Here is a 12,443-nt window from a genome sequence, read left to right as displayed (position 1 = left end):
ATAAAGCGCCCGTCTGCGATAGCCATGCCTGGCGTTTTCCCCTACCATGTAAAAAACGTATTGATCACAAAGGAGTTTTTAAATGTCTGACGATAGAATCATTATGCGTGTTGGTGAAGCCCTGGTCGCCGGCGGCCCACCGGGAACCGCAGCGGAACCGGAAGTCGCGATTGGCGAAATGAATGGCCCTATGGGCACTGCTTTTGCCAACCTGCTCGGTGACCAGGTCAAGGGTCACACCCGCGTGCTGGCGATCATGAATACCGATATCATGGTGCGCCCGGCGACCTTGATGGTAAGCAAGGTGACGGTCAAAGACCCGCGCTATACCAATATTCTGATGGGCACCGTGCAAGGCGCGATTGCCAATGGCGTGCTGGATGCGGTGCGTAGCGGCGATATCCCGAAAGAGAAAGCCAATGACCTGGGCATTATCGTGTCGGTCTGGTTAAGCCCGGCGATTCTTGAACAGGACAAAATCGACCATAAAGCCTTATTTGATATTCACCGTGAAGCGACTTTCAAGGCGATCCAGAAAGCCCTGCGCAATGAGCCCAGCATAGACTGGCTGCTGGAGAACCAGGAAAAGATTGTGCATAAGTATTACCAGATGGGTTTAGACAACAAAATCTAATTCATCTATGGCTGTGTGCGTTGCTCGGGCTGTGCGCGTTGCTCGGTTCTAGTGCAGGCATACCCTAAAAGATAAGCCTGCACTCACCCCCTGCACCGTGGTATCTGGTTTGCAGATTGGATCTGTGCAACCAGCCCAGCCATTGCATTTGCCCTACATTCAGATCAAGAACCTTAATTCATCTCATCTCGTAAGTGCCTGAATGGCCTTCCGCTACAAGCGGGCAAGCGACGCCCAATGAGATTGCCAATAAATGATATACATAAGGCACGGATGTGATCGCACTCAGCGTTGGCGTCAAATTGAACACAAAAGATATGGTAGGAATCAGCACCAGCCAATGTTTGCCGATTAAATGCCCCCTGATCAAACAAATTCCCCAAATACCCATCATAGATAAAACATAGAGTATAGAAGGCATGTTCAGCGTGCTTAGAGACAGGCTGTTTTTGACCATGCCTGAATAAGTTAAAAAGGAAATTGGTAACAAAAAAACAAGATAAGTAATGACAAATATTTTAGTATCGGCATATGTTTTATACATGGCCCATCCCCCTGGTTTTTCTTCACTATAAGAATTGATCCAAGTCATATCTTATACATTTCCATACATAAAATTAGTCCTGCAAACCGCATATAACTGTTTCCATATGGGATACAATCAAGCGATGTATGATCTAAATTTAATGATTATTTTTGCTAATGTGGTCAGTGAGCAAAGCTTCTCAGCGGCAGCTCGGAAGATGGGTATGACCAAATCTTCAGTGAGTAAAGGGGTGGCCAAACTAGAACTTGCATTAGGTGCCAGCTTACTTAATCGCAGCACCCGCCATCTGAGCCTGACCGAAATTGGTACCAGCTTTTATGACTATTGCACCCGTATTAGTAATGAAGCTGAAGAAGCGCATCAAATGATCGAAAGCCTGAATGCGCAACCCAGAGGCGTGCTTAAAGTCGCAGCCTCTGTGGCGTTTGGCACCTTACATATCGCGCCTGCCATCGGTGAGTTCATGCACCGCTATCCGCAACTGAAAATCGATATGACGATTACAGATCGCGCAGTGGACTTGACTGAGGAAGGCTACGACGTTGTGATTTCCATTACAAAAGATTTGCCGCAAAGCCTGGTCGCCAGGAAATTAGCGCCTATTCGACGAAAGCTGTGTGCCACCCCAACATACTTTGAAAACCACGGCGTACCTGCCATCCCGCAAGATTTAGTCAACCATAACTGTTTGGATTACATCCATTCAGGAGATAAAGGCCTGTGGCGCTTTAACGGACCCGAAGGTGCGGTGACAGTGAATGTGTCTGGCAGGTTGCGTATCAATGATGATGAAGCATTATCGCAAGTGGTATTAGGTGGCTTTGGTCTAGCCTTATTACCGACTTTTATTATTGGTAAAGACCTGCAAGCAAAGCGCCTGAAATCTGTATTGTCTGAATACCTGCCGATAGAGCAACACGTTTACGCGATGTTTATGCCCAAGCGGAATCTGCCACTTAAAACCCGTGTCTTTATTGACTATCTGTCTGAGCGGTTCGGCGCAGAACCTTATTGGGATAAAGAGTAAATAAATCCAGAATGCTAGCGCTCAACCTCGATCTCGAAGCATTTCTTAGATATGAATAAGCTATGGATATTGTAGCTCTATGGGAAACAGTGATATTCACCTGAACAGGCTTATTTTTTGACCCTTTACATATTATTCTCCCAGCTTGCTTTCAAGGATGAATAACAAGGTTTTTGTGGTTGAAAAATATGGAATCTGAAAATTTAATACTGTCGGATCAGGACTATGCGCGCTTATCCATGCTCTCAGATCAAGGGTTACTGCGAGATGAGCTGGGTAAAGCGATTGTGGTCTCTGCGGACCAAGTCCCTGGTGATGTTGTGATAATGAATTCACGAGTCACTTACCTGGATCATAGTACCGGTCTCAGCAGAGACATAGAGTTATGTTTTCCGCTGGAGGCAGATATCAAAGCCGGAAAGATTTCCGTATTTTCACCAGTGGGTACGGCATTACTAGGCTTGAAAGTGGGGCAGGAAATTGACTGGCCATTCCCGAATGGGGAATCACGAAGACTGAAAGTGATGAATGTTATTCATGCGCCTTGATCATCTTGGTTTTCTCAATAATCCATGTCCTCTAAGTGACATGATTGTCTAACTTTAACATATCAGATTGCGTCATTTTGCAGGTCATACATACAGTATAGAGACTTAGTGCCAGAGGTTTTGGGTGCACTTATGCACCCAAAACAACTTTTTAAACCCACCTACTACTTTTCCCTCAGCGACTTCCATTTATTGATTGGATACTTGCAACCTGGCGAATACTTAAGTTCTATTCACAGATAAACCACCATCCACCAGCGAAGCCGTACCGGTCACAAACGAAGCATCATCTGAAGCAAGGTACAACACAGACTGCGCGATTTCTTCTGGCTTACCGACACGTTTCAGTGCGTGCATGCCGGTAAGAAACGCCTGCGCCTCGGCCGTATTGTTTTTTTCACGATACATATCGGTATCGACTGCGCCTGGCAATACGGCATTCACCCGCACACCTTTAGGACCATATTCAGTTGCCAGCGCCTGGGTTAAACCAATCAACCCGGCCTTACTTGCCGCGTAGGCTGCGAACTCAGGGAACGCTGCACTATAGCCGACAAAGGTTGAGGTGAAAATAATGGAACCGCCCCCTTGTTTAGCCATTTCCGGAACCTGGTATTTGGCGCCTAGGAAAGCACTGGTCAAATTAATAGCCAGGGTATTGTTCCAGCCTTGCTGCGACACTTCGTGCGTTGGGCCAGTTTCGCCTAAGGTGCCCGCATTATTAAAAGCGATATCCAGCTTGCCGAAGCTGTTGACTGCCAGCGCCACCAGCGACTGGTTAAAGGCTTCGGATTGTACGTCACCGGCGAATGCAATCGCTTCACCACCATCAGCAATAATTTCAGCCACCAGGGTTGCCAATTCTGATTCACGGCGTGCGGCAACGACAACTTTCGCACCATGTTGGGCGAATAATTTGGCAGTGGTACGGCCTATGCCTGAACTGGCGCCAGTTACAATGGCGACTTTACCGGCAAGGCGTTGATAGGTTTTATTTGTAGCATTGGTCATGATGAACTCCTTAATGAATGAAAGATGTATTGCAACGACGAGTGCAGTATGCGCTTTCAATTCAATTACAATTAGTCACCAATAAATATAAATACTTTATACTAAAGGTATAAAATAAAATCAAAATGGACTGTCATCATGGAAACACTCAGCAGCATCGAATCATTTGTCCGCAGTGCCGAACTCGGCAGCTTTTCCGCCGCAGCACGCAGACTCCGCCTGACGCCCGGTGGCGTGAGCAAGAATGTGGCGAAACTGGAATCAGATTTAGGGGTAAGGTTGTTTCATCGCAGTACGCGCAGCCTTACCCTGACCGAAGCCGGGGAACAATTTCTGGCGCAAGTGACTGGCGGCTTGGACGCCATACAATCCGCCATTGCCAACACCAGCACTGTCGCCGGGCAGCCAGCCGGCACACTGAAGGTGGGCATGGCGATGGCATTTGGACGCGACCATATCCTGCCTTTACTGGGGCAGTTTCTGAGAGAGTTCCCAGCGATTAAACCTGACTGGCGCTTTGATAACCGGCAGGTCGATTTAATTGGGGAAGGATTTGATGCTGCCATTGGTGGCGGCATTGATATTGCTCCAGGTGTCGTAGTGCGGGAACTGGCCAGAATCCATTTGGTGTTGGTGGGCTCGCCGGAATATCTGGCCAATAAGTTCGTGCCTAAAACGCCTGCTGATCTGGCGCAGCTTGATGCGCTTATTCGCTACTCGCAAACCACAAACCGCCCCACCCCTTGGCATTTGAAAACAATTGCAGGCGAACAAGTGACCTTGGAACTTACGCCTCGCGTCACCTTGAATGACCCTGAAATGTTGTGCAATGCAGCCATGGCTGGTTTGGGTATCGCGCACGTGCCTATGCCACATGCATTACGCCATCTGGAGAGCGGCGCGTTGGTCAGGGTGCTACCCGACTGGTATACGGAAACCGGTGTGATTTCTTTGTACTTTGCAGCAAAAAAACTGATGCCCGCCAAGACCAGGGTATTCGTGGATTTTATTGTCGAGAAATTTCGCGCTGAACGATACTCAGAGAAATGGTCGGCAGTTTAGGCAACCACAGCGATCTCCAGAAGCGGAACGGGGCCATAAGCCCCGTAATGATTACTTCGTTAAAGCGGCGATCACTGCTTCAATAGCCTTGCAGTTACCCCTGGCATCATCAAACGTCAGCAATGGCGCTTTGTCGTTAAGCACACAGTCACTGAAATGCTCGATTTCGAGGTTAAAGTGATTGGATTTGGGTAGCACGATGGTTTCAGATTTGCCACCTGCCTCCCAGCTGATCACCGGATCATCCACAGGATAACTCCACATGTTATGGCACTTGATCCAGCCTTTGTCGCCTATCAGTTCATATTCGGCTTTGCGGCTGCGCTCGAAGCTCACATCAAAATGTCCATAGCGCGCACGCCCTTGTGCATCCGGCCCGAAGTCCAGCACGCCGCTGGCGACTACATCGGCACCATGTTCGTTTAACTTACCATAAGCGACGACGTGGCTCGGCTCGGCAGGCGCATCCCCGCCACCAAAACACCAGCGCAAGGCATGGATGGCATACGGGCCTATGTCCCACAAGGCACCACCACCTTTAGCCATACTGCGGTTGATGCGATACATACGGGCAGGCGGCATCAGGAAAGAAAAACTGGCGCGGCACGACAACACATCGCCAATCAAACCGGAATCCACCAACTCCTTGATTTTGGCGTGCTGCGGATGAAAGCGGTACATAAAACCTTCCATCACTTTCACGCCCTTGGCTTTGGCAGCGGCTTCAATCTTGTCTATATCTGCAAGGTTGGTGGTCATCGGCTTTTCAATCAGGATATGTTTGCCGGCATTGATTGCTTTCAGCGCCCACTCAGCATGTTCTTCGTTCGCCATTGGGCAATACAATGCATGTACATTGCTGTCGTTGATCAGGCTATCCATATCGTCATAGCAGGTGACGCCAGTCGCATCAGGTGCATATTTTTCCAGTATGGCTTTGGCGGCACCGGCACGGCGACTACCTATCGCTACCAGCTGTGAATTTTTTGCCTCGACGATGGCTGGCAGTAAGCGCTCATTGACGCGGGCGGCACCGAGAATGCCCCAGTTGAGTTTTGTAGTCATTATAAATATTCCTGTCTTCTATCGGTCTGATTATACCCTGCAAAAACTGCCGGGATATTTCACATGCGTGAAGTGAAGACAAACGCGGGCCAGCGTTAGTGCCTGAACACTATTAAATCAGCCCCATTTTCTGGGCACTGATCGCAGCTTCAGCGCGGGAAGAGACATTCAATTTGCGGTAGATTTCTTTGACATAACCGGCAATGGTATTACGCTTGAGGCCGAGTATATTGGCGGTTTCAGCCATGGTCATACCTTTGGCGATAATCGACAGCACTTCTTTTTCGCGCTCTGTCAGCAATTCTTGGGGCTGCGCAGTGTAGGGTTCATGGAAGTGGCGCAGTAACTTCCTGGCAATCGCCGGGGATAACGGTGGCTGCCCAGTGACAATGCCATTCAATGCCTGCACCAGCGCAGACTGTGGTTGGTCTTTCAGCAAATAACCATGCGCACCGGCGCGTAATGCCGGGAAAATATGCCTATCGTCGTCAAAAATGCTGGCAACAACGCAAATAGTCTGCGGACTATGCCGGTTAAACCATTCAATCACCGTAATACCGCTGCCATCTGGTAGACTTAAATCTATTAAGGCAATATCAATTGGTGCACTGGTAGAAATCACGGCGATCGCCTGAGCAATACTATTTGCCGAGCTGATCGCAACCCCTGCAAAGCTATTGTGTAATACTTCTGATAACCACAGTTGTGACTCCGGTGTATCTTCAAGTATGAATGCAGTTTTCATTGGGTAAGTAATGCGCGTGTGCTCAAAGAAATTAGAGTGACTATATACGAATTTAAAACGAATACACTCCCGTAAACGCGGGGGATCAAAATACCAACAACAAAAATAATCGGCACCATGACCCACCTGTTATCGCAAGTATCGAAAATGCATACACCCGCCTGGCTGATGTTATGGGCATCGTCTATCGCCGCTACAAATGCGGTTGCCACCGAGAATATACCCACTTCATCCTATTTTGCACTGGATACCATGGCGCCCGAAAGCAGCTGGGCCATCCGCTTTGAGCAGCGCCACAATCATTTTGATGCGCGTTATGATGACCGCGGGCATTTGTCGCCCATAGGCAGCGGCTTCAACAATATAAACCTGGATGCCAGCATGTTTCCTGCCCTGGCTGCACTGGGGCCAGGGGCTTCATTGGGCACTACGCGTTTTGACCACAAAACCGATAACCAGATCAGTATTTTAACCATAGGCTATGGCCTGACGCCCAACCTGACTATAGGCGCGATTATCCCTTATGGCATTTCTCAATCGCGGGTGAATTTTGCGGTCGATGGTGGCAACGTAGGCTTTAATCCGGCATTTAATGCCAACCAGCCTATAGGGCCTGGCAACTTCCCATTTGCGCCGGCAGGTGGTGGCATTCCGGCCATGGGAGCTGCGGGTGTGCAAAACATCCTGACCAATCCTGCTTTCGGCTATCAATACAAAGCACTTAAAGATACACGCAACGAAGGCTTTAGTGACCCGACCTTAGGCGTATTATGGCGTGCCATGAAATCGCCAGGCGAAAGCCTGATTCTCGGGCTTGGATTGCGTATGGGCCTGGCAAAAAAAGATGACCCGGACAACTTGCTGGATACGCCATTAGGTGATGGCAGCACCGACATCCGCACGCGGGCAGAATACTTTTATGACCTCGGCGCCAACTTTGATTTGCGTTTGCTGGCGGATTACAACTGGCAGTTTTCAGACAAAGCCCGTATGCGGATTCCAGCGGCCAGCCAGGGATTGGCGCTGGCCAGCACTAAACAAAAACTGGAGCGTGACCTCGGTGATTATTACGAAGCAGATATTGAATTAGGCTATCGCTGGTCGAACTGGCGGCTTGCCACCACCTGGCATCGCTTCCAGAAGAAATCCGATGAATACAACTCCAGTCAGGGAACGGACACTTCCACGCTGGAGGTTTACACCGACCGGCGCGCAGACCAATACCGTGTCAGCGCGACCTGGAGCGGCGTGCAGGCATGGCAGCAAGGTAAACTACCTTTGCCGGTGATCGTGAAACTGGAATTCCAGGATACCTATGCCGGCCGCAACTTCGTTGATGTGCAGGATATATACCTGCAAGTGATCACCCTGTTCAAATGAAAAAGCACACCCTATTTCACTCCTGGATCATCATCCTTGGCTGGTTACCAGGCTTTTTGCTTAGCCTGAACTCAGCCCTGGCTGACGATGCAGCTGCGGCGTCACAAGGGATAGAAATAAGCCAGGCCTCATTTGTCCTGAGCGACAGTGAAACACCGCCATCCGCACAGTCGGCCTGGTCATCGACCAGCTTGCCGGATATCTGGAAGCTGACCCACCCGGATGCATTCGGCACAGGCTGGTACCGTTTTCAGTTTGACTACAAAGGCCTGGATGCATATGAAATTTACGCCCTATACCTTTCCCGTATGAGCCTGAATGCCGAAGCTTACCTCAACGGCAAGAAGATCGGTTCCGGCGGCTCATTCACCGAGCCCGTTTCGCGTAACTGGAACCGTCCGCTGCTATTTACCATTCCGCCCGACACGCTGAAGGCCACAGACAACACGCTGTATATCCGCGTGATTGCGCCGCAGAACTCGCAGGGCATGTTGTACCCACCGGAAATCAACCTGCTGCATACGCTACAGCCGGAATATGAGAAAGCCAGGTTTATCCGCATCACGCTTAACCAGACTTCCAGCCTGCTGATTGTCGGTATCGGCCTGCTGATGCTCAGCCTGTGGTGGCGCAGGAAGCAGGATACTGCTTATGGCCTGTTTGGCCTGGCGGCTTTTGTATGGGCGCTGCAATCGCTTAATTTTTACATTATCACTGCACCGATACCCACCACACTATGGGAGATACTGGTCAATGCCAGTTTCCAGGCGATTGCCGCTTTGTGGCTGATTTCGCTGCTCGACTTTGTCGGTATCCGCCTGAAACGGTTTAATCAGTTGCTGTGGGCAATACTCATACTGGCCCCGGTGACATTACTGCTGACGCCTGCCAACTATTTTATGCTGGCTACCGATTTCTGGCATCTGGTCACCATGCTGGTGGTGATTTTCGGCCTGGCCTTACTGGCAAAAACCGGCTTTGTTGACCGCAACAAGGATGCCAGATTATTGCTGATGACACTGAGCATCATTCTGCTGTTTGCGTTTCATGACTGGCTGATTCATACCAATGTGCCCGGCATCAACGCCTGGCTGATCACGGAAGAAGAATACCTGATGCAGTTCTCGGCGCCGGTTTTGTTCCTGATTGTCGGGCTGATGATGACTTCACGCTACGTTGGCGCCCTGAATAATTACGAGCAACTGAACCAGGAACTGGAACAGCGCGTAGTTTCCAAACATCAGGAGCTCAACGATAACTTCCAGCAACTGCAAACTATCCTGAAGGAGCAAGCGACGCTGGAAGAGCGTGAACGCATTTACCAGGATTTGCACGACGACCTGGGCGCCAAACTGCTGACACTGGTTTACCGCGCACAAAACCCCAACAATGCCGAACTGGCACGCTCGGCACTGCAGGATTTGCGCGACGTAGTCTCACGTGCTGGCGATGAAAGTAGCGCGCTGAACGACATCATGGCAGATTACCGCATTGAGTGCGAAAAACGGCTCGGTGACGTGCAGATTCAATTGCTGTGGGACAACCAGATTGAAGACGACACCTTGCAGTTGACGCAACCGCAAGCCTTGAATCTGGGCCGCATCATCCGCGAGACCACCTCCAATGTCATCCGCCATGCGCAGGCCACAGAGCTGGCTGTCGCCTTGCAGTCCACCAATCATCACTTGCTGCTTGAAATCCAGGACAACGGCATCGGCTTGCCGGCAAGCAGCGATAAATCTGCGGGCCGCGGTTTAAGCAATATCCAGAAACGTGCCGCATTGCTTGGCGGTGAAGTCCACTTCGCAGCCAGTGCCAGCGGCGGATTAAAGCTCAGCCTTTATCTGCCGTGGCAACTGATCTCACGTCAGCCAATCTAGCGCATTCAACAAAGCAGGCGTCTCCCTCAATGCCTTACACCCCCAGTTCAAGGGGGTCACACGCCCAAAAATTCCTTTTAAGATTCAAGCAACAGGGTTAGTCACGCACCTGGCGCTCAAAAGTTGTCAAAAAGAAAGGGTTCAGATGTCCAAGCCACTTTTAATGCTCATGCTATTTGCAGGCATTCTAGTCAGCCCTGCCAGCCAGGCAGATGAAATCAAACCGCAGACTCAGCGCACCAGCAGAAAGCCCACCATCACACCAGCGACGGCTAGCAATCGGAAATCTGAGTCCTCCGCAGCGGCCAATAGTAATGCGTCGGAAAATAAAAATATTCAGGAACAAACTAGAAACCAATCCTCTGCAAGGGAACAAACTCAACTATTGCAGGACAATGCACGGGATGTCTTGAATGACCTGCGCGTGAAACCGGACGTAGCCGACAAGCTGGTCAAAGAGGTGGCAGATCCGGACAAGAAGGAAAGCGCAATCGATAGGGTCAGAGACATTGCCAACGCCGCTGGAGAGCTGGATACGGTGGGTGTTGATGCCAAGGTACGTGACCGCGTCGTGGATGCCATCAGCCGTAGCAAAAATCCAAAAGACACCGCCAATGAAACCGTAGGTGAAGCAGCAACCGAGAGCGTGTTTGGCAAAGATGTTGCCAAGCTGGTGCCAAGGAATAAAAAAGCCGAATTCAGAGAAGTTTTCATGTCCTTGCTAGAGATACAAGGCTCGCTGGAGCTTCTTGGCGCCGAGCCAGATGCGCCAGAGGTGGTGGAGGCGATTAAGGAAGGTGCGCAACAAGGGGTGACTACCAGGCAGGACGCGCGAACCATCATGGAAAAAGCAGCACACAAGGTGCTGGACAGGCAGGGATTCACACCAGGAAAACCAGGTGAGTCACTTAACGCGCGCCTGGCAAGCATGGCCGAAGAGCAAAAAATCCTGCAAGCCGAGCTGGACGCCAAAAAAGCAGCGAAAGCCAAAGCAGATTTGCTGGCACAGCAAAGGGCAAAGGTCAGGGCTGGCAATCCTGGCAACAGTGCCATCACCCAGGGTGCTGCTGGTTCAACCACCGCCGGGCGTAGTGTTTCAGCTAAAGTCAAAGTAGCGGTAGGCGGCGGCGTCAGTAATGCCAGTGGTGCAGGCACTGCGAAACAAGGCACGGGCACTGACGCCACGAGAAACACTGGCGTGGGCGGCGCGAATCGTGCAGACCTGGCCTCTAGCCGCCTGGCTGCCGGTAGCGGCGGCACTTCCAGCGCAGGCAGGCCAACTTCGGGCACGCCGACAGGTACCGCGCCGGCCGCCAGTAGCGGCGCACCTGCAACGGCAGACAATCTGCCCGCCTCATCGCAGCAGCCTGATGTACGTACAGAGGCTGCCACGACCACCACTCAAACACCGCAAACAGACACCTCACCGGTGAATAATACCAATGCAAGTAACCCGTCTGCAAACACTGGTGGTGCGGCGCCCTCGAATCCGAATACAACGGTTGCAACCGGAGAGATGTTACTGAACTCGTCTAATAACAATAGTGGCCCAACCACTAAACACTATGACCCGCCAGGTATGCCTAACGTAGGTGTTGATATTACCTACAACTCAGACACTACCTATTCTGGCACGGTTACTGTGGTCACAAAAGATGCAGCCGGCAACATTGTCAGTGTCTCTCATACGCCGATTTCGGGCACTTGGGGATATGACACTGAAGGAAATCCGACACCTGCGACGCAAACCGTAGGTGAAACCACCACCGCCCCAACCTCTGGTAACGGGCAGGGATCTGATACATCCAACAATCAACAGAGTGGTAATAATGACGCAACCTCTAATCAAGAAGAGGACGATGACAGTGACGACGATGATGATGATGACAAGACGGAGGATCCTCCGCCTGCGGAACAAACATCAACAGACCAGACCGAGACAGAAACCACCACTGAAGAAAGCAAAGAAGCCAGCACGACACCTAACCCGCTCGACATCGGTGGCGGAGATCCGGCAGAGCTATCCAGACGCACTGGCGGCCGGATGGGCAGCCAGGAGGCCAGACGTCAGCAGCGTGGACTGGATCTCGCACGCTCTGGTGGTGCTGCAGGCCCTAATCCTGAAGGTAAAGGTGGCGTCCCTACGTTGCTGACACCAGAAGAATTATCCAATGCAGAAAAAGCACTCAATATGCGTAGAGGGGCAGGAGTAACCAATCCGAACCCATTGGGTAAAGGAAGTGTTGTAGCGACAGACAGGGATGTCAAAGAAATGCATCTACGTCGCAATGGCGGGGCCAAAGGCCCAACAGATAGAACAGGTCCGGCCAAACCGCAAGACCCCCGCAGTCCTGTCGGAGGAGCCCCGGGGCCAGTACCGTCAGGTGGTACGCGCATCAACGTCTCCAGGACCAAAGCAGTGGCAGTCAATCGCAATTTGAGTAAAGACCACAACTTGGCACTAGGCGCCTTACAAACACTATTCAAATAAACACACAGGCTGCATATGCAACCTTTTCTGATGACTTCCTCGCAACATTGGTG

General features: G+C 50.9%; 11 protein-coding genes. 7 read left to right on the top strand and 4 right to left on the bottom strand.

What is annotated here, in order from left to right; all coding sequences use genetic code 11:
- The first annotated feature begins 82 nt into the window (after positions 1 to 82).
- Positions 83 to 634 (top strand): formaldehyde-activating enzyme, encoded by a 552-nt coding sequence (fae, locus tag ACFQ2T_RS11615; protein ID WP_055828134.1) that lies wholly within the window; start codon positions 83 to 85, stop codon positions 632 to 634.
- Between the two features lie 178 nt (positions 635 to 812).
- Here fae and ACFQ2T_RS11610 read toward each other — a convergent pair whose 3' ends face one another.
- Positions 813 to 1,226: a hypothetical protein gene (locus tag ACFQ2T_RS11610; protein ID WP_379034585.1), complete on the bottom strand. Its 414-nt coding sequence runs from the start codon at positions 1,224 to 1,226 to the stop codon at positions 813 to 815.
- Between the two features lie 76 nt (positions 1,227 to 1,302).
- Between ACFQ2T_RS11610 and ACFQ2T_RS11605 the strand changes: the two genes are divergently transcribed.
- Together ACFQ2T_RS11605 and rnk are read left to right on the top strand one after the other, a co-directional pair.
- Entirely contained in the window at positions 1,303 to 2,208 is a 906-nt protein-coding gene (locus ACFQ2T_RS11605) for a LysR family transcriptional regulator (RefSeq protein ID WP_379034584.1), read from the top strand.
- Between the two features lie 188 nt (positions 2,209 to 2,396).
- Positions 2,397 to 2,756: a nucleoside diphosphate kinase regulator gene (gene rnk, locus ACFQ2T_RS11600; protein WP_379035163.1), complete on the top strand. Its 360-nt coding sequence runs from the start codon at positions 2,397 to 2,399 to the stop codon at positions 2,754 to 2,756.
- A 222-nt stretch (positions 2,757 to 2,978) separates the two neighbouring features.
- Here rnk and ACFQ2T_RS11595 read toward each other — a convergent pair whose 3' ends face one another.
- Complete coding sequence (locus tag ACFQ2T_RS11595; protein WP_379034583.1) at positions 2,979 to 3,767, bottom strand: SDR family oxidoreductase; 789 nt, start codon at positions 3,765 to 3,767, stop codon at positions 2,979 to 2,981.
- A gap of 138 nt (positions 3,768 to 3,905) precedes the next feature.
- On the opposite strand from ACFQ2T_RS11595, the gene ACFQ2T_RS11590 reads away from it, so the two are divergent.
- Positions 3,906 to 4,829, top strand: coding sequence for a LysR family transcriptional regulator (locus ACFQ2T_RS11590; protein WP_379034582.1), 924 nt, complete (start codon positions 3,906 to 3,908; stop codon positions 4,827 to 4,829).
- 51 nt (positions 4,830 to 4,880) lie between these two features.
- Here the strand turns inward: ACFQ2T_RS11590 and ACFQ2T_RS11585 are convergent, their stop codons facing one another.
- Complete coding sequence (locus ACFQ2T_RS11585) at positions 4,881 to 5,894, bottom strand: Gfo/Idh/MocA family protein (RefSeq protein ID WP_379034580.1); 1,014 nt, start codon at positions 5,892 to 5,894, stop codon at positions 4,881 to 4,883.
- Positions 5,895 to 6,006: 112 nt separating this feature from the next.
- Entirely contained in the window at positions 6,007 to 6,639 is a 633-nt protein-coding gene (locus ACFQ2T_RS11580; RefSeq protein ID WP_379034578.1) for a response regulator, read from the bottom strand.
- Between the two features lie 117 nt (positions 6,640 to 6,756).
- Between ACFQ2T_RS11580 and ACFQ2T_RS11575 the strand changes: the two genes are divergently transcribed.
- The 3 genes from ACFQ2T_RS11575 to ACFQ2T_RS11565 all read left to right on the top strand — a co-directional run bounded on the left by ACFQ2T_RS11575 (position 6,757) and on the right by ACFQ2T_RS11565 (position 12,390).
- Positions 6,757 to 8,019: a hypothetical protein gene (locus ACFQ2T_RS11575; RefSeq protein ID WP_379034576.1), complete on the top strand. Its 1,263-nt coding sequence runs from the start codon at positions 6,757 to 6,759 to the stop codon at positions 8,017 to 8,019.
- On the top strand, positions 8,016 to 9,899 hold the full coding sequence (locus ACFQ2T_RS11570) for a sensor histidine kinase (protein ID WP_379034574.1): 1,884 nt from the start codon (positions 8,016 to 8,018) through the stop codon (positions 9,897 to 9,899). Before ACFQ2T_RS11575 ends, ACFQ2T_RS11570 begins: the two co-directional genes overlap by 4 nt.
- Positions 9,900 to 10,044: 145 nt before the next feature.
- Positions 10,045 to 12,390 carry a hypothetical protein gene (locus tag ACFQ2T_RS11565; protein ID WP_379034572.1) on the top strand — a complete coding sequence of 782 codons (2,346 nt, stop codon included), beginning with the start codon at positions 10,045 to 10,047 and terminating at the stop codon, positions 12,388 to 12,390.
- Positions 12,391 to 12,443 lie beyond the last annotated feature (53 nt).

The organism is Methylophilus flavus (assembly GCF_042678905.1).
GTDB classification, from domain to species: Bacteria; Pseudomonadota; Gammaproteobacteria; order Burkholderiales; family Methylophilaceae; genus Methylophilus; species Methylophilus flavus.
This window is presented reverse-complemented; position numbering and strand designations above follow the sequence as displayed.